Annotated in this window: 17 protein-coding genes, 7 tRNA genes and 2 pseudogenes; 16 read left to right on the forward strand and 10 right to left on the reverse strand. The window is 39.8% G+C overall.

Annotation, left to right across the window (positions count from 1 at the left end; translation table 11 throughout):
- Positions 1-9 precede the first annotated feature (9 nt).
- Positions 10-642: an endonuclease III gene (nth, locus tag BGP78_RS00785; protein WP_010367941.1), complete on the forward strand. Its 633-nt coding sequence runs from the start codon at positions 10-12 to the stop codon at positions 640-642.
- Positions 643-996: 354 nt separating this feature from the next.
- Here nth and BGP78_RS00790 read toward each other — a convergent pair whose 3' ends face one another.
- On the reverse strand, positions 997-2,508 hold the full coding sequence (locus BGP78_RS00790; RefSeq protein WP_119859623.1) for a serine hydrolase: 1,512 nt from the start codon (positions 2,506-2,508) through the stop codon (positions 997-999).
- Positions 2,509-2,568: 60 nt separating this feature from the next.
- Entirely contained in the window at positions 2,569-3,423 is an 855-nt protein-coding gene (locus tag BGP78_RS00795) for a TrmB family transcriptional regulator (protein WP_119859624.1), read from the reverse strand.
- A 257-nt stretch (positions 3,424-3,680) separates the two neighbouring features.
- Here BGP78_RS00795 and BGP78_RS00800 point away from each other — a divergent pair.
- A pseudogene (locus BGP78_RS00800) lies at positions 3,681-3,929 on the forward strand (endonuclease III); the annotation flags it as partial.
- Between the two features lie 185 nt (positions 3,930-4,114).
- Here the strand turns inward: BGP78_RS00800 and BGP78_RS00805 are convergent.
- Positions 4,115-6,130 carry a winged helix-turn-helix domain-containing protein gene (locus BGP78_RS00805; RefSeq protein WP_119859625.1) on the reverse strand — a complete coding sequence of 672 codons (2,016 nt, stop codon included), beginning with the start codon at positions 6,128-6,130 and terminating at the stop codon, positions 4,115-4,117.
- A 139-nt stretch (positions 6,131-6,269) separates the two neighbouring features.
- Here BGP78_RS00805 and BGP78_RS00810 point away from each other — a divergent pair, with 139 nt between their 5' ends.
- Positions 6,270-8,036, forward strand: coding sequence for a CocE/NonD family hydrolase (locus BGP78_RS00810; RefSeq protein ID WP_119859626.1), 1,767 nt, complete (start codon positions 6,270-6,272; stop codon positions 8,034-8,036).
- 110 nt (positions 8,037-8,146) lie between these two features.
- Positions 8,147-8,385: pseudogene (locus BGP78_RS00815) on the forward strand (endonuclease III); the annotation flags it as partial.
- A gap of 126 nt (positions 8,386-8,511) precedes the next feature.
- On the opposite strand, the gene BGP78_RS00820 reads toward BGP78_RS00815, so the two are convergent.
- Both BGP78_RS00820 and BGP78_RS00825 read right to left on the reverse strand, forming a co-directional pair.
- Positions 8,512-9,135, reverse strand: coding sequence for a M23 family metallopeptidase (locus tag BGP78_RS00820; RefSeq protein ID WP_119859627.1), 624 nt, complete (start codon positions 9,133-9,135; stop codon positions 8,512-8,514).
- A 302-nt stretch (positions 9,136-9,437) separates the two neighbouring features.
- Positions 9,438-9,719, reverse strand: a complete 282-nt coding sequence (locus BGP78_RS00825; protein WP_119859628.1) for a DUF1330 domain-containing protein — start codon at positions 9,717-9,719, stop codon at positions 9,438-9,440.
- A 95-nt stretch (positions 9,720-9,814) separates the two neighbouring features.
- Between BGP78_RS00825 and BGP78_RS00830 the strand changes: the two genes are divergently transcribed.
- A complete protein-coding gene (locus BGP78_RS00830) occupies positions 9,815-10,750 on the forward strand; it encodes a LysR family transcriptional regulator (protein ID WP_119859629.1) in 936 nt (311 codons plus the stop codon).
- Between the two features lie 202 nt (positions 10,751-10,952).
- Here BGP78_RS00830 and BGP78_RS00835 read toward each other — a convergent pair whose 3' ends face one another.
- A complete protein-coding gene (locus tag BGP78_RS00835) occupies positions 10,953-11,846 on the reverse strand; it encodes a LysR family transcriptional regulator (RefSeq protein ID WP_119859630.1) in 894 nt (297 codons plus the stop codon).
- A 154-nt stretch (positions 11,847-12,000) separates the two neighbouring features.
- On the opposite strand from BGP78_RS00835, the gene BGP78_RS00840 reads away from it, so the two are divergent.
- From BGP78_RS00840 to BGP78_RS00850, 3 genes are read left to right on the forward strand one after another with little or no spacing between them, the layout of a single operon-like run.
- Entirely contained in the window at positions 12,001-12,444 is a 444-nt protein-coding gene (locus BGP78_RS00840; RefSeq protein ID WP_119859631.1) for a DoxX family protein, read from the forward strand.
- 34 nt (positions 12,445-12,478) lie between these two features.
- Complete coding sequence (locus tag BGP78_RS00845) at positions 12,479-13,174, forward strand: pirin family protein (RefSeq protein WP_119859632.1); 696 nt, start codon at positions 12,479-12,481, stop codon at positions 13,172-13,174.
- 36 nt (positions 13,175-13,210) lie between these two features.
- Positions 13,211-14,182: a glutathione S-transferase family protein gene (locus BGP78_RS00850; RefSeq protein ID WP_119859633.1), complete on the forward strand. Its 972-nt coding sequence runs from the start codon at positions 13,211-13,213 to the stop codon at positions 14,180-14,182.
- A gap of 158 nt (positions 14,183-14,340) precedes the next feature.
- Here the strand turns inward: BGP78_RS00850 and BGP78_RS00855 are convergent, their stop codons facing one another.
- Positions 14,341-15,921, reverse strand: coding sequence for a PAS domain-containing methyl-accepting chemotaxis protein (locus BGP78_RS00855; protein WP_119859634.1), 1,581 nt, complete (start codon positions 15,919-15,921; stop codon positions 14,341-14,343).
- A 1,117-nt stretch (positions 15,922-17,038) separates the two neighbouring features.
- On the opposite strand from BGP78_RS00855, the gene BGP78_RS00860 reads away from it, so the two are divergent.
- The 8 genes from BGP78_RS00860 to BGP78_RS00895 all read left to right on the forward strand — a co-directional run bounded on the left by BGP78_RS00860 (position 17,039) and on the right by BGP78_RS00895 (position 19,489).
- A tRNA-Val gene (locus BGP78_RS00860) sits at positions 17,039-17,114 on the forward strand.
- Between the two features lie 19 nt (positions 17,115-17,133).
- A tRNA-Val gene (locus BGP78_RS00865) sits at positions 17,134-17,209 on the forward strand.
- A 17-nt stretch (positions 17,210-17,226) separates the two neighbouring features.
- A tRNA-Val gene (locus BGP78_RS00870) sits at positions 17,227-17,302 on the forward strand.
- Positions 17,303-17,341: 39 nt separating this feature from the next.
- Positions 17,342-17,417, forward strand: a tRNA-Val gene (locus tag BGP78_RS00875).
- A gap of 15 nt (positions 17,418-17,432) precedes the next feature.
- Positions 17,433-17,508: transfer RNA gene (locus BGP78_RS00880), tRNA-Val, on the forward strand.
- Positions 17,509-17,539: 31 nt separating this feature from the next.
- Positions 17,540-17,615: transfer RNA gene (locus tag BGP78_RS00885), tRNA-Val, on the forward strand.
- Positions 17,616-17,636: 21 nt separating this feature from the next.
- Positions 17,637-17,712: transfer RNA gene (locus BGP78_RS00890), tRNA-Val, on the forward strand.
- 142 nt (positions 17,713-17,854) lie between these two features.
- Positions 17,855-19,489, forward strand: coding sequence for a tetratricopeptide repeat-containing response regulator (locus BGP78_RS00895; RefSeq protein ID WP_119859635.1), 1,635 nt, complete (start codon positions 17,855-17,857; stop codon positions 19,487-19,489).
- On the opposite strand, the gene msrB is transcribed toward BGP78_RS00895, so the two are convergent.
- From msrB to ligA, 3 genes are all read right to left on the reverse strand, one after another.
- Positions 19,486-19,932, reverse strand: coding sequence for a peptide-methionine (R)-S-oxide reductase MsrB (gene msrB, locus BGP78_RS00900; protein WP_119859636.1), 447 nt, complete (start codon positions 19,930-19,932; stop codon positions 19,486-19,488). The two genes, BGP78_RS00895 and msrB, sit on opposite strands and share 4 nt — an antisense overlap.
- 169 nt (positions 19,933-20,101) lie before the next feature.
- Positions 20,102-20,587 carry a DUF2919 domain-containing protein gene (locus BGP78_RS00905; protein ID WP_119859637.1) on the reverse strand — a complete coding sequence of 162 codons (486 nt, stop codon included), beginning with the start codon at positions 20,585-20,587 and terminating at the stop codon, positions 20,102-20,104.
- A gap of 66 nt (positions 20,588-20,653) precedes the next feature.
- Entirely contained in the window at positions 20,654-22,675 is a 2,022-nt protein-coding gene (gene ligA / locus BGP78_RS00910; RefSeq protein WP_119859638.1) for an NAD-dependent DNA ligase LigA, read from the reverse strand.
- Positions 22,676-22,706: the final 31 nt, after the last annotated feature.

The raw sequence follows: 22,706 nt of genomic DNA on the forward strand, positions 1-22,706 counted from the left end.
ACTACCGTCATGAATAAAGTAAAACGTTATGAAATTCTGACTCGGTTAAGGGATGACAATCCACACCCTGAAACCGAGCTAGAATATTCTTCTCCTTTTGAGCTGTTAGTAGCCGTCACACTCTCAGCACAAGCGACCGATGTCGGCGTAAATAAAGCGACTCGAAAACTATTTCCTGTTGCCAATACCCCACAACAGATCATTGATCTTGGTCTAGAAGGGTTAAGAGATTATATAAAAACCATTGGCTTATTTAACTCAAAGGCCAATAATGTCTATAAAATGTGCCATATATTGGTCGAACAGCATAACTCCATTGTGCCTGAAAACCGTGAAGCACTTGAAGCACTCCCGGGCGTAGGCCGAAAAACAGCTAATGTGGTGCTAAATACCGCGTTTGGCTGGCCGACGATTGCTGTAGACACTCACATCGACCGCGTTTCCAACCGTACTAAGTTCGCCATGGGTAAAAACGTGGTTGAAGTTGAGAAAAAGCTTGAGAAAGTTGTACCTGCTGAGTTTAAGGTCGACGTGCATCACTGGCTTATTTTACATGGCCGTTATGTATGTACCGCTCGTAAGCCTAAGTGTGGTTCTTGCCTCATTGAGGATTTGTGCGAGTTTAAAGATAAGACAGAGTAATTATTTAAGAGCACGGTTAGCGACTAATTCTCACTAACCGCACAATTGTTACTATAGAAGCTTGAATTTAAAATTTTTCAATGTGCACCTAAATACCAGGAACCTTTTAGTTAAAAGGATACCTACAACTTCCATAAACACCCATTACGGTTTTTAGTTTAGCAACATGACTTTGTTTGTTGTTTAGGCTCAATTACTTTATAACCGTCTGGTCAACATTCGAATATCTTCTCTCAAGTTATCCCAGTAAGGAAATTACCAAACAAGGCAAGAGCCATGACTGTTCTAAATAAAGCCCAAACCGCTAGCTTGTTTTAGATCAATATATTCTCAGTTAGCCTTTTACTCTGCGCCCTATTGTTTTTTAAACTGAAGGCCGTACAAAGTTACGCCTTCTACCAGACTGTCTGCATTTCGAGAAAACTGAATTGGCATCGGGCTGCCCAAAGGGCTGGACGTCATCCCAAATAAGTCTTCGACCGCAGGCTCCAATTTTCCTTGTAAACTATCAGCCTGAATGTGAAGGCTTTGTTTATTAAGGCTTACCATTACTGGCTTTGGAAACAAGGGATGATGATAAGTACCAACATAGTTCTGCAGCTCGGCCCTAGCTGGTTTCCACAGCCAGCTACCCCATAACGCTTCGCCACGTTTTTTGGCTATACGCTTATGACGATTTTCCAAACTTCTTTTGATCCGCTTTGGATAGGCTAGTTGACGTTCTTTGGCCGCCACTTCGGCCGTTGATTCATCAATCATATAATGAAGAAACTGAGATAAGGTGTTACCGGTATGCCAACCGGTTTGGTTGTCGGAGTTAGAAAATATACCAATACCTACATTCAACTTAGGTACAAAAGCCATGATTGTTCTAGCCCCTGTATAGCCCCCGCCGTGCAAATAGACTTGATGCTCTTTAAAACTGCACGTATTCCAGCCAAACGCATAACCGTCACATAACATACCATAAGGATTACGGTCACTGGCTTCATAACTGGTTCCCAACTGCTGCGCTGAAGTCATTAATTTATGACTGAATCCAGCAATCTGATTGCCTTGTTTTAAATGAAGTTGTAACCATTTCGCCAAATCTGTTGTAGAGGTGACAACGCCACCTGAAGACTGCATCATCGCGTCTGTTTTAGGAGGAACGGCGATATAGCCTTTGTCATCCCCTAGCCAGACATGATTCCATGACAATTCAGTAAGAGGAAAGTCAGATGTTTTCGCAGAAGTTTTAGTCATCTTCAATGGTTGAAATATTTCTTCCTGCAACCATTGTTGCCAAGGCTTCCCGGTGGCCTGATGCAAAATGGCAGTATAAATATTGTAACCTAGGTTATCGTACTCAAATCCACTCTCTCTTTTAACTGCGGTCGTTTCGATAATTTTGGGATAATCTTGGTAATTTAGCTCTGTTACATACGCTTCCAAATAAACCAGATCATCTGCATAGATGGGCAACATATGATTTAACAAATCAGACATGGTCCACTCTGCTGCATTTATAGCTCCTGGCAACTTAAGTTGAGGCCAGTGGTCAGCCAGCGTGGAATCTAATTTGAGAACCCCTTTTTTATCCAACTTATGAGCCAATAACCCTACGATAGCCTTTGTTTGAGAGGCAATGTAAATAGGTGTATTGACTGTCAATGGTGCTTTGGTCTCACTATTTCTCAGCCCCTGAACATGATTTAACACCAGTTCATCAGGCGTTACTACTACTAGCCCATAACCGGGATTAAGATCTGGAAACCCTTTAAGGTATTCAGCCGTTTGCTTTGCTGCTTTCTGTGCGGAAGCGGCCATTAAAAGAGGGCTGTACCCCCCCAAAAAAAGCAGTATTAAAAAGAGTTTCGTTTTCATATCAATTATTTTCCCTGATAAATGTTTTATTAACTACGTATATCCTTTCGCAGCGATGTATTAGATATCATATCGTTGTTTAAGGTTATAAAAGACAAAGTTTTCTTCACTTAATGGATGCAAATGTTCTGTATTTTTCAAAGTCATTTTTGCCTGTTCGAAATCATTGTCTTTAAGTTGAGCTTTAAGTTCGGTGAGCACTTGCCCATACAAAACATAGTTGTGTACGATTGAATTCATTAACGCACTCTGACTGCGAAATGCTTGTATGACTTTTAGATTATTCGGCGCCAACATCGCTGTTGAGAATTCATTTCCATCAATACAAATAGTGAAAGATACATCGGTAGTTTTTTTATGAATATCCAAGCCGTGACGTCGCAATGTCACATGCACCCCGACTAACTCAACTTCTTCATAAGCCTTTATTCTAACTTCAACACCTCGATTAGCTGCTTCAACCAATGCAGGTTCAAATAATGGAATCGCGTCTGGCTCAATATCAGCCAAAACAACTTTTTTAGCACTTTTTATTAAATCTATAGTGTGATCTATTACCTGTGCGTAGTTATCTACTTGATAAACTTGTTCGTCAGCTTCTTGCTTTTCAATTAACTTTAGCTTGTCGCTTAAATCATCTAGCCCTTTTTCAAATTGCTTCTGATGACTATTAAGCAGTTCCTTCCAATGTGTTGCGTTATACGATTTACTCGCTCCTTGTGACGCAACCACGCCTCCCTTCTGGCTAAGAGTATCTAACGCTTTATATACATTTGCAGCAGGCTTATTGATACCCTTAGCAATAGAATATCCAGTACTAAGACCATGGCGTAACAAATAACAGTAAATATCACTTTCAAGCAGCGTAAAACCCAATATTTTAAATTTCTCTGCGATGTTTTCTAAATTATGCATAATTATTAGTAGCTAGTGCAACTAACAGCATGATGATATACTTGGTTGCTTTTCACAAGTTATTTTTTTGAACAAGAAGAGTCCTAGATATTTGCAATCAAAATAAGAAGTCATCACTAGATTATTTTGGGGATAAGTTATGACTTCTTTGGATTATCGTTTTCAGGAAGATTCTGTGAAAGAGTATTGAGATAATGACTTTTTTAAACTTAAACCACGATTAAACCAACTGGTCCAGCCCACATCTACCATTATTATCTTTTGGTTGGCCGACTATAGCTGTAGACACTCACATCGACCGCGTTTCCAACCGTACTAAATTTGCCATGGGTAAAAATGTTGTTGAGGTCGAAAAAAAGCTTGAGAAAGTTGTACCTGCTGAGTTTAAAGTCGACGTGCATCACTGGCTTATTCTGCATGGACGCTATGTCTGTACCGCTCGTAAGCCTAAGTGTGGTTCTTGCCTCATTGAGGATTTGTGTGAGTTTAAAGATAAGACAGAGTAACTTCTGTCTGCTGCGATACGAACTCGTACGTTACATTAATTAGTATTTACGCTATGTAGATTCTTTAATCGTTTTTGTTACTGACAGTAGAAAAAGCCACCCCCCTAATGGTCATAATGGCTTTCAATCACGATAGAAAATTACATACAATATTACTGGGTTTTAGCGTGATCTATTTTTATTGCTTAGTCTTGATCCAACGTTCTAAATATATCGCTGCTATGACTTTTTATATGAGTATAATAAATCCCATTCTCCACAATCGTTAATTTAGTAGGGGATACATTTTCTAACAATAGTTCTTGTTGTTTATTTGTTAAATTCATTTTAATAACACTCAATGAGTTGGATGAATCATCGAGGTAATACAGGTGCTCACCTTTAACTTGAAAATTAAACACACCGATGTAGTCAATCATAGTAAATGTTGCCGAATTCATATGAATGTTATTAATATAAAGCTCCTTATTTTGAGATATAAACGCTGTTTCTTTTGGATTTTTACTGTATTTAATGTATGCCCAATCTTCGTCAATCAAAGTAATCTCTTCAGTAAGAATAGAATAATGGTGAACTCGCCATTTTCCTTCAACCCTTAGGCTAAAAGCTAAAGTAGTTTCATCAAACCATGACATCCCCCGAGCCACTTGCAGTGGAATTTTTACTAATTTAATTTCTTTAGTACTTATATTTAACAGCTTTATGCCATAAGACATTAACAAGCTTAATTTTTTATTATCTGGGGAAAATTGTAGATCTTGATAGTGCTGGTAATCTGTAAACTGAGATATTTGCCTTTTAGAATTGTTATTAACGTTGTAAAGCCAAACTTGCGACGTATTCGCCTCTCTCGATATATAGGCTAGCTGTTTATTATCACTTGAAATATCGGGTAATCGATCAACAACTGAAGAATCAATAATTGCTACACTGCTTTTTAACTTTTCTTCATAAAAACGGATATCGAAGTTAAGCTGGCTACCACTATAGATATAGTCACTATTGTTGTGTATACGACTAACTGGACTGATAAGGTGAGTCGTATTTATGATTTTTTTCGTGTTATTACCAGCAAGGTCCATCTCAACCAAACTTTGGTTAGGGTAAGGGCCCATTACCACAATTTTATTACCTGAATGATTAAAAATTGCGCAGCAAATGTATTCGTCTTTTTTAAATAAATAAGTAGAAATACTTTCTTCTAAATCCAACAAGTAAAAAGCATGCCATTGCTGCTCGTCGGGGGTAGAGAGTAGTAATTTATCTTCAGTCGGATGTAGGTCAAAAAAAACGTGCCCGGCATTGAAAGGAGGTGGTTGATTTAACTGTTTTTTATAACCACTATGAAGGTCCATTACGTATAATAAATAAGGATGCTCAGCCGTTCTTCTTTCACTGTAGACAATTTTCGAATTGTTATGGTTATATGCTACTCGCCCAAAGCTGCCAATTGGACAATTATGTATAACCTCTTCCCTGCTTATTGTATTACCTAATAGAAACACTCGTTTAATTTGGCAAACCGAATGATTATTATACATATAGATAAGATTAGTGCTATCTGCTGACCAGGTCGCTGAACTCGCATCGCCCGCGTTATCACTTAACTGAAAAATAGCACCTGTTGCAGTATTCTTCAGAATAAGTTTTTCCCATCCCTTATTTCGGCTGCTGTAACTTAAAAAACGACCATTAGGAGATATAACCGCGTCACTTTCTAACCCTGCATCTCGCGTTAATGCTGAAACAACTTTTAGCGGTTTAACCTCTGACGTGTTCGACATAAAGACTAAATAAGTCATGGCTATTAGCAGAAAGAAAATGGTTAATTTCCATTGAAATGACGGTTTATTTAAGTCAGCACTTTTAAGTTTATGTGGTTCGACTAAACTTGTATTGGCAATAAACTTGTAGCCTATACGCGGTAAAGTTTTAATGAATGTTGATTTTTTGGCGTCATCACCGAGTGCTTTTCTTAGCTTAGTAATGACCCGGTTTACTGCATTATCAGTAACAATTTGTCCATGCCATACGTTATCAATTAACTCACCTCGGGTGATCTGTTGATGTGCATGCTTGCAAAAGTAGGCTAAAACCTCTGACTCTCTAACTTCAAGCTCAATGGTATGTTTTTCAAAAGTAAGTGTCTGCTTTACCTCTGAAAAAACTATACCATTGATTTTATAGATTATATCAGTCATTCACACAATATCTTTGGTTAGTTGTTAAAGCAAATTATACCTTGATCACAACTAATCATCATTAATCATCGGTAAATCACTACTGTATTTCATGTTTTAGATATTGTTCAGCCCTCTCTACAAACACGTTGACTACATAATGATATTAAAAAAATTAATCTACTTAAGCCTATACTGCTTTATAGCTATTTTCACGCAAACAATTCACGGAACAGAGTCACTCCAAGGTAACAAAGCAACTCATAGTAAAGATTTCGTCATCAATACTGATGTATTGATAAAAACATCTAGTGGTGCAACACTTTCTGCCGTTATTGTTCTGCCCAAAACCATGAAAAAGCCTCAACCAACAGCGTTACAGTTTCATATTTACACTGATGTAAAAGAGCATGTAAAAACAGCGATAAATGCCGCTAAGCATGGTTATATTGGCATTGTTGTTGACACCAGAGGTAAGCGTCTAAGCCCTGACCAAATTATTCCGTATGAACATGATGCAAAAGATATCAATGACGTAATTGACTGGATAAGTAAACAAGACTTTAGTGACGGACGTGTTGCTATGTATGGTGGCAGTTATTTGGGGTTTACCCAATGGGCCGCAACTAAATATATGCATCCAGCTTTAAAAACTATTGTGCCTTCTGTTGCCAACAACCCTATGCAAGGCTTGCCGATGGAAAATAACATTTTTATTACCCCTAATTATCAGTGGCCGTTTTATGTAATGAATAATAAAACACTAGATAAGAAAGTAAATAACAATAGAGACTATTGGCATAAAGCTATTAATGACTGGTATTTGAGCGGCCGTTCATATCGTGACATTGATAAAATTGAAGGAACCCCCAACCCTTTATTACAAAAGTTTTTAAATCATCCATCTCATGATGACTTTTGGCTAAATATGGGGCCAAGGGGAAATGAATACAGTAAGATAAACATACCGGTTTTATCTATTAATGGTTATTACGATGATGGTCACATATCCGCATTGTATTATTTAAATCAACATTTAAAACATAATAAAAATGCTGAACATTACTGGATTATCGGCCCCTACAACCACTTTTTTAGTAAATCGAAAAAAATTAATGGTTATCTGAAAGATTCCGTAGCAGAATTAGATCGAACAGAACTTGCATTTCAATGGTTTGACTATGTTTTAAAAGGTAAAAAAAAGCCTGATTTAATAAAAAGTAAAGTTAACTATCAACTGATGGGAGACAACTCTTGGCAGCATGCGAATTCATTACCTGAGCTAAATAGTGACTATCAGCGCTTTTATTTGAGTACTGAGAAATACAAAAGTACTTACCTATTAACTAAAAAAATTAGCAGTAAAGTAGACTCTTTGAAGCAAGTTGTTGATTTAGCAGATCGAACAACAAGTACTAATACCGAATCTTATTATTGGCCAATTATCAAAGATCGACTCACTGATCCAACAGGCTTTACATTTGCGAGCTTACCGTTTGCACAAGACACCTCGGTACACGGTAGTTTTTCTGGTGAAATAAAAGTAAAAATTAATAAAAAAGACTTTGATTTGGGTATGACGTTTTACGAATTAACGCCTGATGGAAAGTACTTTGAACTTTTTTATTATATTGGCCGAGCTAGTTATGCGAAAGATCCCAGTAATAGACAGTTACTCACCCCTCATAAAGTAGAAACCATTCCTTTTAAAGATACTCGTATGACTGGTAAATTATTTAAAAAGGGAAGTCGATTAGTCGTCGTTTTGAATGTCAATAAAAATGAAATGGCGCAAATTAATTTTGGTACAGGCAAAGATGTGAGCGATGAAAGTAATGCAGATGGTGCGATACCACTTAAGATAGAGTGGTTAAATAGCGGTTTCATTAATATCCCTATGAAAGTGATGGATCGAAAAAAGAACTAAAGCTACTACAACTAAATGAATTCATAAGGTATTCATTGAGACTAACGTCTGCAATGCTAGAGGCTACCGTAATGGTGAACTGTACCATCTATCTTGGTTTTTTTGGCTAACCAACCATAGCGATCGACTCCCATATTGACCGTGTTTTAAATTGTACTAATAAGTTTGTTCTGGGTAAAAATGAGGTTGAGGTCGAAAAAAGCTCTAAAAGGTGGTGCCTGCCGAATTTAAAGTCGACGTGTATCACTGGCTTATTCTACATGGCCGTTATGTGTGTACCGCTCGTAAGCCTAAGTGTGATTCTTGCCTCATTGAAGGTTTGTGTGAGCTTAAAGATAAAACCGAATAGGCCTGCTTTAAGATCAGAGTTATACAGGTAATACTCTGATCTAATTAACATTCTAGTACAGGCGCATTAAGCTATTCAGTCTTGGAAGAGCCGATTTACTAACACCATGGTCTAATTTAGATAGCACTATGCCTTTTTCTTATCATGTATAAGTGCTTTGTACTCTGTTCCGCTCTTTAAGCCGCAGGTATGGCTCTGCGTATTCTTAAATGTAATTGGAATTGTTTGCCCACAAGGAAGCGCATTATAATTCGGTGGTAAATTTGGTCCGCACTTTTGCACATCAAAGTGTAAGTGAGGGCCGCCACTTTGCCCTGTATTACCACTTAACCCGATAATATCTCCCGCTTTTACGTTGTCCCCTTCAGATACAAACGACCCATTTTTTGTAAGGTGAAAATATCTTGCTACTGAGCCATCATCATGTTGAATAAAAATGTAGTTTTCTTCCAAATCTATATTATTTCCATCTTCAAAAACTTCTCGAACACTTACTACTTCGCCTGCTCTAGATGCCAGTACCTTTGTACCAATAGGCATTACAAAATCTATTGCAAAAGTACCGACTCCATTATTTGAAGCGCGATAATGCTCAGTCGCAGCATAAACACTTCTGGTAGTACCCACCTCGTAAGGTAACAAATAGGCTGAACTTTCTAGAGCTGGAAATACCGTACAATCAACTACCGGTTTTGAACAAGCCGTTAAAGATAAAGGGATAAAAAACAAGCTCACAAACAATTTCTTCATTCAAATTCTCCTCTTTAAACAGTATTAGTCGCTAAAAAGGCAACAAAGGTTTAAAGGGGTTGAAAATAAGACCGATGATCAAAAAAACGGATGCAAACAAAATATTTACTGGGAAAGAAAATGAAAAAGGCCACAATATAAACGCTTGATCTACCTTTATTCTGTTTTGGTTGGCCCGTGATAGTAAATTAAAATTATCAAACTATACGCTCAACAGCTTAGTTATATTTCAGTAACGCAAAGCGTTAATAAAGCCAAGTACTTTACCTGTGCTTGGCTTTATTTATACGAACTAAGTCGCCTTAAATAGAATTTGTTACAACAAAGCGGCTTTCTATTGCCTGCTCTCTCAGTTCAATGAGCACTTGATACTCATCACTGTTATACCAAGACTGAGCTTGTGCTACCGAGCTAAACTCAATGACAGCCCTATTAGCAAATCGCGATTTACCATGTAGTGACTCTGCTGGCCCTTTGGCAATGAATTTACCACCAAATTTTGCCACCGTTTTCCCCGCTTGTTGACCATATTGCTGCAATAACTCTTGATTTTTCACGTTACTTTCTACGATTACGAACGCCATTTTATTCTCCTTAAGACATTTGAACAGCTAGACTCATTCTATTTTTGATGTAATTATTAAACAACAACCAAAAAATAAACTGATTGTTTAATATTATGAACACCGTAAAGCTTGCTCCGTTACTGCTCATTTTTGTCGAAGTTGCTAAACAGAAGTCTTTTACTAAAGCGGCAAAAAAGCTTGGCTTAAGTAAATCAGCCGTCAGTCTGCAAATAAAGCGCTTGGAGCATGACGTTAAAATGCAGTTGCTTGCACGTAATACTCGCGGTGTTGTACTTACAGGCTCTGGAGAGGCTTTATTTAAAAGAAGCGAGTCTTTGAGTGGCCAAATCTACCATGTAGTGCAAGATATACAGCAGGTTAAAGCACAACCTAGTGGACGATTTAAAGTATCTGTCCCGCCTTTTTTTGAGCAAAACATGGTGGTACCGGCCTTGAAACAATTGCTCCTTGAATATCCCCTAATAGAACCTGAGCTCGTTGTGACTGGCAGCTGGGTTGATTTGATTGAGCATCAACTAGATGTGGCAATATTTGGCGGGAAAATGAGAGACTGTGAATATAAAGCGCAATCTATTGGTCGAATTCACGATGTATTTACGGTATCTCCGGGTTATTTGAAACAACATGCAGACATAGGCTCTTTACAAGACTTAATTAAAGGAGATCACAAGTTGATCGCTACCCCGTGGCAAAGTGGTCGCATCAAGCTCTTCGAAAATGGCAAAGCAATTGAACATGTGTTACCACACACTATGTTTACAAACAGCTTGGTCACCTTAGTCGATATGGTGGAACAAGATATGGGGATAGCGCTATTACCACACTCAATTATTAAGAAAAAAATCTTATCCGGGCAGCTAACGCATACTTTTAAACACAACTTCGTACAGATCCTCCCCGAAATTACAGGACAAGCGTGGCATTTCTATTTTATCCACCGCTATCATGCTAATAAACCCCCTCATGTTTCTCGCTTTTATGAGTTGATCAACTTTTACTTTAGCGCTGCAAGTGAAGATCTTGTTTAACCTCAAGTTGGGATTAGGGTTTTGGAATAGTAAATGTTTTGAAAACAAATTTAACTACAATCCAATGATGATATTTTGCTCAATATCAAGGCGCTTTTATGCAGTAATAGCGAGCTATTACAAATGAAAGCAAACCCGGGAGTGAGAAAAATAACTTTATTGGGCAAATTCGCTTATCCAGAGCTGAGGTTATTTAGCCAATTTAAAACCGCCAGGTAACATTACATAGTTTGTCAATAAACCAACTTAACGCTTTCCCTTGCTGCCCCTTATTCCATGCAATAAATAGATCTTGATTAGGTCTAGGAATGGCGCATTCTTTTTGTATCAAAGAACCATCATTTAAATACGGTGCAGCGAGATGTTGCGGTAAAAAACCAACGCCAATGCCCTGTCGCTGCGCCACTAACTTGGCATTCATATTATTTACCCTAATAACCTGCTTACTGTTAAAAAAGCCGGTTTCCCGAGTAGGTAATATTTGCGATGTATCGGCAACCACTATTGACGGGTATAACCTTAAGTGCTCTACATCTATCACTTCGTTAATACTTGCCAATGGGTGATCAGGTGCCACAGCGAAAATAAAGCTTACGTCATAAATTTTATGGGTATTAAACATGCCTTTAGGCAATTCACCTGATGCACCGATGACAATATCAGCCCGTTTGCTATGCAGTGCATCCCACCCTCCCCCTAGCGCTTCTTCACTTAAAGTAATATCAACACTTTGAGGTAACCGGGCAAACTCGGCCAATAGCTCAAATAAGATATCCTGAGGCACTATCGTGTCACGGGCAATACACAACTCTCTCTCCCAACCAGACTCGAGTAAAGCAACCGCGTCTACCATTTTATGAGTGGCATACAGTATTTCGCGACCGTGCGCTAAAACCAACTTTCCAGCGGGGGTTAATAGTGCCCTTTGCTTAGAGCGGTCAAATAACGCAGTACCAATATCCTCTTCCAGTTTTTTTATGGTGTAAGTGAGTGCTGAAGGCACTTTGTAAAGCGATTGAGCAGCAGCGGCAAAACTGCCTTTTTTATCAATCGCATCAAGCGCCTTTAGCGCCTCAATGGTGATAGCTTGATGCATAACTTTCTCCATTAACCTTTATTCAAATATTTTGAACCAAAAACTCAAAATGTTTCGATTTTTTATAGAACCTATCACACCTATACTTGATTTCAACAAGTAAGTTAGATGCTCAACAGCGATGATATACATTTAAATATAGTGAGGATTACAGATGAAAACATTACTTAAAACGGTGACGACCTCTCATGCAAGCTACTCTGCATTATCGTTACGTATACCCATTGGTATTATTTTTATGGCCCATGGTGCGCAAAAATTATTTGCATGGTTTGGTGCTTACGGCTTAGAAGGTACGGCCGGATGGATGGAATCAATTGGCCTAGCACCTGGTTTTTTAATGGCGGTGTTAGCAGGTAGCGGAGAGTTCTTCGGGGGGTTATTTATTTTATTAGGGCTATTAACTAGGCCTGCCGCTGCTGTGCTCGCTATCACGATGATCGTGGCTATTTTCTCTGTCCACTTCAGCAATGGTTTGTTTATGTCAAATAATGGATATGAGTTTGCATTGGCACTATTAGCCGCGAGCGTGTCAGTCGCCATCTCAGGCAGCGGAAAGCTTTCTCTGGACAATTATTTAGCAAAGAAATTAGCTTAACCACACATTATTTCACCAGTATTTGGAGAATAAAATGCTCATATTAAGAAAGTCACAAGACAGAGGTCAAGCTAATTTTGGCTGGCTCAACAGCAAACATAGCTTTTCATTTGGTCACTATTACGACCCAGAACATTTGGGCTTTTCAGTACTTAGAGTGATCAACGACGATATAGTCGCCCCTGGTGCAGGCTTTGATGCTCATGGACATCGGGATATGGAAATTATCAGTTACGTGCTCGAAGGCTCTATCGAACACAAAGACAGCTCAGGTAATATTCAAACTTTACCTGCCGGAGAGTTTCAACTTATGTCGGCGGGTAAAGGGATATTTCATAGTGAATATAACGCATCAAAACATCACCCTTTACGCTTTCTTCAAATCTGGATTGAACCCAACAAAGTTGGTCCAAAACCGAGTTATCAACAAAAGAGCTTTGGTAAAGCACTTGGATTAACCACCATTGCAACCCCGACGGGAGAAAATAACACGCTCAAAATCACTCAAGAGGCAAAGCTGCATCAGCTCATCATTGGAGCTGGTGAAACATTTCAGTTTAGTCAAAGTCAGGGAAATAACCTATACGTGCATCAAATAACGGGAACAGTTCACATCAATAACACCGTGTTATCTGCAGGTGATGGTGCCCAAATAACGCATGAAGAAACGCTAACTTTCTGCAATGAAAGTCGCAGCGATATTACTGCATTAATCTTTGAGTTGCCTTAATACAGCATAGATTTAAAAATAGAAGAGGATAAAATTATGGGTTTATTAATAGATGGCACTTGGCATAACCAATGGTATGACACAGCAGAAACTAAAGGAAAGTTTCAACGAGAGGATGCTCAACTTCGTAATTGGATCACCGTAAAAGGTGAAGCGGGACCTACAGGCAGAAGTGGGTTTAAAGCTGAATCTAATCGTTACCACTTATATGTTTCACTCGCATGCCCGTGGGCACATAGAACCCTTATTTTTAGGGCACTAAAAGGTTTAAAAGACCACATTTCTGTTTCTGTGGTTAGTCCTGATATGTTAGAGAGTGGATGGACTTTTGACACTGCGAGCCACAGTAGTGGAGATCTCTTATTTGATGCTGAATATATGCATCAAATTTATACCAAACACTCACCGACATATAGTGGCCGAGTAACCGTCCCTGTTCTATGGGATAAACACCTAAACTGTATTGTCAGTAATGAATCCTCGGAAATTATCCGTATGTTTAACGACGCATTTAATCTCATTACGGGTAATACACTGAACTTTTACCCTGAAGAAGAGCAGCAAGAAATTGACGAAATGAACGACTTTGTTTACCACACCATTAATAATGGGGTGTACAAAACCGGGTTTGCGACGACTCAAAGTGCCTATGAACAGGCTTACAACGCTTTATTTTCAGCCCTTGATAAAATCGAATTACGATTATCAACACAGCGTTATTTAGTAGGTGAGCGCCTCACTGAAGCCGATTGGCGCCTATTTACCACTTTGATCCGCTTTGATTCGGTGTACTTTGGTCATTTTAAATGCAATCAACGTCAGCTAGAGCAATTCCACCATATTTCTAATTATATCAGGGCATTATATCAACACCCTGAGATCGCAAATACGGTCGATTTTTATCATATTAAACGCCATTATTATTATAGCCATAAGACTATCAACCCAACTCAAGTCGTGCCGTCAGGTCCGAGAATTGATTATATGTCTGTGCATAATAGAGGCTAATATTGCCCCTTTTCATCGCAATATCACTCGACTTTTAGAATATGGAAGCCTATGTACAAGCGCTACCAAGGTGGTAGCGCGTTAATTTTTTAGAGAATAACAAATGGGAAGTAAGCTGGCGCTATCATTGTCATCAACTCAGCTTCCCTAACGCTCCCTTACTTAACAAACTTCACCATAAACTGGTCTACAAGGCTTTCTTGATCGACCAATGAAGTCTGTGTGTTAGACATGGTTTTTAAGGTTCGATCCGAACTTTCTAACGAATCATTTGCCAACTGAGAAATCGTCACCGCATTATTATTAAGCTCGTTTGATACTCCAGACATTTCCTCGGTAGATGACGCTATTTGGTAGTTGAGGCTCGATATTTCATTTACCAACGAGTTAATACTCTCTAGACTCTCTTTGGTTCCTTCGGCTTTGCTTACACATTTACCAGACTTGTCTACGCCATTTTGAATCGCACCTACCGCACGTTCTGCACGCTGACGCAGATCAGCAATAATACTGTCAATTTCCTTTGTTGACTCTTGTGTACGTTGCGCAAGTGCTCTTACTTCATCAGCGACTACCGCAAACCCTCGGCCTTGCTCCCCTGCCCTTGCGGCTTCTATTGCCGCATTTAGCGCTAGCAAATTTGTCTGCTCAGATATGCCACGGATCACATCAACAACCCCACCAATATTCACCGTTTGAGCATTGAGGTCTTCAATATCTTTTTGTGTTTTAGACAACTCTTCTGACAGCTCGTAATTGTTTTCCATATTCTCATTAACTGCAACACTACCCGCCTTTACTGACTCTAGTGCAGACTCTGATTGAGACGCAGCATTAGTGGTATTATTGGCAATTTCAGCGATGGTTGCCGTCATTTCATTAATGGCTGTTGCTAACGACCCCGTTTGCGCTTGCTGACTATTTAATAAGTCTGCACTACGGTTGCACTCAGCCACTGTTTCATCTGCATGCTCTGTTACCGTACTACTTGAGTCTTTTACTCGGCCAAGTACAGCTCTAAGCTCCGATTCTCTTGCTAAAAGCGCTAACTCAATCGCACTTATATCATTCACTCGACCAAGGAAAATTTTTTGCATCATTGGGTTGTCGTAAACTTTTTTAGCTTTTTCACTGAGCACCCTTACCGGCGCTAACCGAGAGTATGTTAGCGCAACGACACCAATCACCAATACGGTTTCTAAAATATAAGACCAAGGCGATGCCAATGAAGTTAAAAACATAGTAAGGATATAAAAGCCGATAATAATGGCTATCATTTGGCTCGACAATGACCATGACTGCTTTGCTATCGACTCTGGTGATGTGCCATTATTCAATTGTTCGTATATTTTTTCAGTTCTGGCAACAACATCTCGATCTGGTTTCGTTCTAACAGATTGGTACTCTACGGTTTTTCCTGTTTTATCGGCTATTGGTGTGACATATGCGTTTACCCAATAGTGGTCTCCATTTTTACAACGGTTTTTTACTAACCCCATCCAAGGCTTTCCTGAACCAATAAAGTCCCAAAGGTTTTTAAAAGCCGCCTTTGGCATGGTTGGGTGACGCACTATATTATGTGGTTTACCTTCTAAATCAGCGAGATCAAACCCTGCAACTTCACAAAACTGTTTATTTGCATACTTGATCTGGCCATTCGTATTCGTCGTAGATAAAAGGTTATATGTATTGGGGTAATCGTATTCCCGATTAGTATAGTCTGATCTTCCTGTAGCCATAATCTTCACTCAAACGATTAAAAAACAATAATAAATCATTACTTAAGCTTGAAGGATAGAAAAGTCGACCATACCTTGTTATTTAGCCCCAAACCAGTAACAAACTTAGCAAAATAACTTGCGAGCCTGTATCGCTGAGTGCGGGCCGCATTCTATGCAGGCACACAAACAAAGTCAACAGTTTTCAGTTAACTTTTTATCAAGCGTTCTAAAAACCATCAGGTTGTTGCTAATATAACCACATCAAAATCGAACTTCAATTAAAACCCTTGTTTTTGCTCAAAAAAGTATCAAATTAATTCATCGAAGATTTATCAAGCACGTCTTTCATCAAAGACAAAACGTGATCCCCTTCTTCTATTCCTCTTTCACCTCACCTACTTACAGTACCAGTTTGGTCTAAACAGGGATTCCACAATACATGCCAATTCACAGGCACTTTTGCATGACATACCTGGTTTAACTGATAAACGCTGTAAACTCAGTAAATCTATCAGTGCCCTTCTGGGCTTTCATTCTATATAAAACTTTAAGAGTAAAGATTATTGCCGTTTCTTGCGCTTACACATTGAGTGCATAGTTAGATAAGGTGAGTATTTGGCTGCTACAAAGCCCTCTCCCGCTTTTTAGATGATATTAATTTCAGCTCTATTCACACCAATCGCTTTCAGAACAATAGGGACTAGCGAATATTAAGCAACAAAGAGAAAAGGGCGCTCAAAAGAACCGGTAGACAGCGCTTGATTGGCTTTTCTACTATGTTATCAGCTGACTCACATGGAAATGAACCTGAAAGATCAACAGCCCTAAACTTAACACCCTATCTATAACAGTGGTTTGTTATGAATGAAGATCCGAAGTCACCATACACACACATCTATTTTGCTTCACCCTCCCGTCGCAACGCCCCTTTTCAACTTCCTCAGTAACTAAGTTGCTCCCCACTCTCATTAAATAACAAAATAATTTCGCTATAGGTAATAAATGTAGCGCTTTTACTTATTGGCGATAAAAACCGCATATAAACTAATTTTGTAACTTCAAGTATTGACACTATTTCAAGTCTCCCTATAATAGCGCCCCACAACGACGCGGCAAACGTTGTTGATTTAGATATGGGTCGTTAGCTCAGTTGGGAGAGCATCGCCCTTACAAGGCGAGGGTCACTGGTTCAAGTCCAGTACGACCCACCATTATCTAAATATTCTATTTGGGTCGTTAGCTCAGTTGGGAGAGCATCGCCCTTACAAGGCGAGGGTCACTGGTTCAAGTCCAGTACGACCCACCAAATAGAATAGATTATCTGGGTGATTAGCTCAGTTGGGAGAGCATCGCCCTTACAAGGCGAGGGTCACTGGTTCAAGTCCAGTATCACCCACCACTTTTTTTGTGGATACCAGATTATTTGTCATTCTAAAATGGGTCGTTAGCTCAGTTGGGAGAGCATCGCCCTTACAAGGCGAGGGTCACTGGTTCAAGTCCAGTACGACCCACCATTTTAGAAACTTTGCGGGTCGTTAGCTCAGTTGGGAGAGCATCGCCCTTACAAGGCGAGGGTCACTGGTTCAAGTCCAGTACGACCCACCATTTTATGGTGAAAGCAAAGCATTGATTATTTGGGTGATTAGCTCAGTTGGGAGAGCATCGCCCTTACAAGGCGAGGGTCACTGGTTCAAGTCCAGTATCACCCACCAAATAATCAAAAAACTTTATGTGGGTGATTAGCTCAGTTGGGAGAGCATCGCCCTTACAAGGCGAGGGTCACTGGTTCAAGTCCAGTATCACCCACCACATATCGTTTAAATCTCCTATTATCTTCATATATATTCTTAATTTCGCAATAAACCCCTCATCTTAAAATCAAACTATTTCAAAATGCTTGTTAAGCGACTAAACTATTCACAGCACATTTTATTATAAGTTATTCATTTGCATGAGTGTTCAGCCCTTTATCAACACCAAAATTTTAATTGTCGAAGAACAGCCTTTGGCGCTGAGCCATATGAAGCGTTCTTTAGAGCAATTAGACTTTAGGAATTTGAAATTTGCTGAACATGCACAAGCAGCAATTGAACATTGTCGTATTGAAAAATTTGATTTAGTGATCTGCTCTTTTGATCTTACTAAGCGACAAGACGGTTACCAGCTTTATGAAGAACTGAAAAGTAAACGCCTCGTACGAAATGCGACCTCTTTTATTTTTGTTTCTGCAGAAACCAGTGGAGAGCTCGTTCATAGTGTGATTGAACTACAGCCCGACGACTTTTTAGTTAAACCTTTTACCATTAAAGAATTAAGAGGCCGGATTGAGCGCGTATTAAAGCGCAAGCGCTCATTAAAGAAAATATATACTTTTATTGATGATGGTAACGACTCCAAAGCCGTTAAGTTAATTGACATTGAATTAGATAAACGTGGTCATGCGTATAGCCCAATATTACTTAAGCTAAAAGGCGAAGCTTTATTGCGGCTCAACCGTGTCAAAGATGCTAAAAAGTTTTATAAGTCGGCGCTCAATTTGCAAAAGTTTACTTGGGCAAAAATAGGCCTTATTGAAGCATTAATTGCTAACAATGAAGACGCCCTTGCACAACGCATGCTTAAAACTATGCTGGAGCGCTCTGAGACCCGTTTAATCGCCCTAGACCTACTAGGAAGACTGGAAATAAAGCTAAGCCAATTTGAAACAGCTCAAGGCTTTTTAAGCGAAGCATCCAAAATTGCACCACGTAATATCGACCGTCAAAAATCACTCAGTCGTATCGCGCTCATAAACCATGATTATGAACGCAGTTACCATGCGCAAAAAGATATTGCCCAATATGCCAAACATTCCATTCATGATAGTCCAGAGGTGTATTTAAACGCCGTAAGAGCCGGAATTGATTTTGCTTTGAGTACCGACCAAACCGAGCAAGTAAACCGCATAACGCGTCAGACTCAGCAATATTTAGGGGAATTAAAAAAACAATTTCCAAATGCCGATAATCAAGCTCAAATTGATGTGCTCAATGCGCGCATACATTATTTAAAAGATGAAAGCAGAAATGCACGGAAGCTCATTGAACAGTTAGAAGATGAACCTTCAATACGGTCTGTAGATGCCTCACTAGACAAAGCAAAAGCCTACCATGAACTCGGCTTTCATCACAAAGCACAAGAGCTATTTACGCAGATAGTCGCCCACTGTGAACGCCACGATAATGTGAGTGACCCAATTACTATGCACTATATTCAGCAGCAGCAAAGTGAGCGTCGTGATATTACCATGGGGCCTAAAGAATTAAATAACCATGCGGTTAATCAATTTAACCGAGGTCATTTAGATATGGCGCTTGAAGCATTCTCTCAGGCATTTAGGATCATGCCTAAAAATGCAAGCATTGCTCTCAACTTGTTACAATGCTTGCTCGATAATACGGGTAAAAATGGCCAGACATTCAATTCCACATTAGCCAAAAAATGTGTGTCTGCGCTTAATCAAAGCACGACTTTAGAACCAGAGCAAATAACCCGCCTCGATAAGCTCATGGCACAGCTCAATGAAATGGGGTTGTCTGTCGATTAGTCTTGTACCTTGACCATCGATAAGGCATTCACACAATAGCGTAATCCACTTGGTTTAGGCCCATCAGGAAACACATGGCCCAAATGGGCGTCACATACATTACATACAATTTCAACGCGTTGCATTGCATGAGAATTGTCGCCTATATAAGCAATGGCATTTTCTGCTGCAGGCTGTGTAAATGATGGCCAACCCGACCCACTGTCAAACTTTTCATGTGCATCAAATAATAAGTTATCACAACACACACACGCATATTTCCCAGGTTCAAACAATGTGCAACTGCCACTGCTAAACGGCCGTTCAGTGCCTTTGTTGCGCGTAATATAATACACATCATCATCCAGTAGCATTTGCCACTGTTCAGGTGTTTTTTCAACTCGCTTATCGGGAGCTAGATTACCATCGTTCGCCAATCTTAGTATATCGCGCCATTTAAGCATATTATTCACCTTTCATTGTTAGAGTGAGAACCAAATTACTGTACTACGTTTATGGCTACCTATTTGGCTCAATTATGCAAAGAGACAATGTAAGACCTCTGCTCACAAACGCACATCATTGTCACCTTATTTTGTACCTGAATTATCCCCGAGCCCTTTTGCATAACAGTTAAGCTTTTTTAGCGCTTTTTTCTGGTTCAGGCCAGTCATTAAAAAAATGCTTTAGATAGCGACTGCGTACTAAATATAAAATCACCCAAAGCAGCATCACCATCTGCACAGCAAGATATAACGAAAACTGATAGTAACTTTGTGATGCCTGTATAATAAGCCAACTAAGATCCGCCAGTGCAGCCACCAGCAAAGGCCAACGCATATAACGCCAGTATTTTGCTAAATACCGTGAACTAGAAGGTCTGCGTAATGAAAAAATAATGGTGGGCACTAACGCGATAGCACCAATGCCTAAGGCAACAAAAAAATGGTGTTTGGATTGAAAAAATAAAGACATAAAATCTAAATCAGGCCGGCGAGCAATAGCAGAAAAAACCCAAAGAAAATAAGCTCGAAGTAATACTACCAAAGTGAGATTAAACCCTATTGGGGTGCGATACACGCCGTATTTATCCCAATATTCAGGGCCATACTGTTTCATTATACTACTCCACTTATCGGCAAAAAGTTGACTCACCTTTTTGCCGATAACACTTAACAGTCTTAATTATGATTCATGCTCTGTTAACAACTCAATCAGTGCATTTTCATCTAATATATCAATGCCTAGGTCTTGCGCTTTGGTCAATTTAGAACCGGCTTTCTCTCCTGCGACCAGAGCATGGGTATTTTTAGATACACTGCCCGATACTTTGGCTCCCAGCGCCTGTAAACGCGCTTTCGCATCATTTCGATTTAGCTGTGTGAGTGTACCTGTTAATACATAAGTCAAGCCATCTAATGGCTGGCTTTGTGTCGACCTTTCAGCAATCTCAGGCCAATTCACACCAACGTCAAGGAGTGCACTCACTACCGTTTGATTATGTGGTTCATTGAAAAAGGCATGTAAATGCTGAGCAACGATCACCCCCACATCACTGACCTCTTGTAGACTATCAATGGAGGCGGTTGACACATTTTCAAGCGTTAAATAATGATTCGCCAGATTTTGCGCTGTCGCTTCACCCACTTCTCGAATACCTAACGCATATAAAAACTTCGCCAACGATGTTGTTTTGGCATCTTCTAGTGCGCCAACCAAGTTTTTTGCTGACTTAGGCCCCATACGCTCAAGCGATTCAAAATGACCTTGTTTTAAAATAAATAAATCTGCAGGCGTATGTATAAGTTCTCTATCAACCAATTGTTCGACAATTTTGTCTCCCAACCCATCAATATCAAGCGCTTTACGTGATGAGAAATGTTTAATGGCTTGTTTACGCTGCGCTTGGCATACCAAACCGCCCGTGCAACGAGTTGTCGCCTCCCCTTCTACCCGCTCTACGTGCGAGTCACACACAGGGCAAGTATCTGGAAACGTAATATCACGCACCGTATCAGGGCGACGCTCTAATACCACTTGCGTTACTTGCGGGATCACATCACCTGCACGCCGCACAATCACAGTGTCCCCAACTTTAACCCCTAACCGCTCTATTTCATCTCGGTTATGCAAGGTCGCATTAGAAACCGTCACCCCTCCAACAAACACGGGTTCAAGCCTTGCTACAGGCGTTATAGCACCAGTACGCCCTACTTGAAACTCAACATCGAGTAACTGGGTAATTTCTTCTTGAGCCGGAAACTTAAAAGCAATTGCCCACCTTGGCGCTCGCGCAACAAAACCCAACTGCTGCTGATACGCTTTATTATTTACCTTGATCACCACGCCATCAATTTCATAGGCCAACTCAGGGCGTCGCTGCATAATATATTGATAATAAGCTAGGGCCTTATCTGCGCCTGACACGAGTTTAGTTTCAGGGCACATCGGTAAGCCCCAGTCTTTTAACTGCTCTAATTGTCCAAAGTGTGTATCGGGCAGATCAGCCCCTGTGACCACCCCCATGGAATATGCATACATCATTAATGGCCGTTTGGCGGTGATCTTTGAGTCCAGCTGTCTAAGGCTACCTGCTGCAGCATTACGCGGATTAGCAAAGATTTTTTCATCTTTTGCAGCAGCTGTTTCATTTAAACGTGCAAACCCGGCGTTATCCATAAACACTTCGCCGCGTACTTCAACTTCTTTTGGTATATTGTCACCGCGCAAGCGAAGCGGAATATTACGAATTGTCTTAACATTCTCTGTAATATTCTCCCCCACTTGTCCATCGCCACGAGTGGCTGCTTGAACAAGCACTCCATCACGGTACAAAATAGAAACCGCTAACCCATCTAATTTAGGCTCACAGCAAAAATCGAGTTCTTTATTTTCAAGCAACCGCTCTTTGATACGACGATTAAACGCCGTAAATTCAGCTTCATCAAAGGCATTATCTAATGACAACATGGGGACCTGATGATTCACTTGCTCGAATTTACCTAGGGCCTCCCCTCCGACTTTTTGCGAAGGTGAATCAGCCGTTAAATATTCAGGATTTGCCTGCTCTAGCGCCATTAATTCCCGCATGATGCGGTCATATTCAGCATCCGGTATCGACGGGTTATCCATGACGTAATATTGATAATTATGCTCTTCTAGTTGCTGCTTTAACGACTGGATTTGATTATTGATAGACTCTGACATCTTAACCTCTAAAAAACAAAAACCACGAGTA

Source organism: Pseudoalteromonas sp. MSK9-3, from assembly GCF_003590335.1.
Lineage (GTDB): Bacteria > Pseudomonadota > Gammaproteobacteria > Enterobacterales > Alteromonadaceae > Pseudoalteromonas.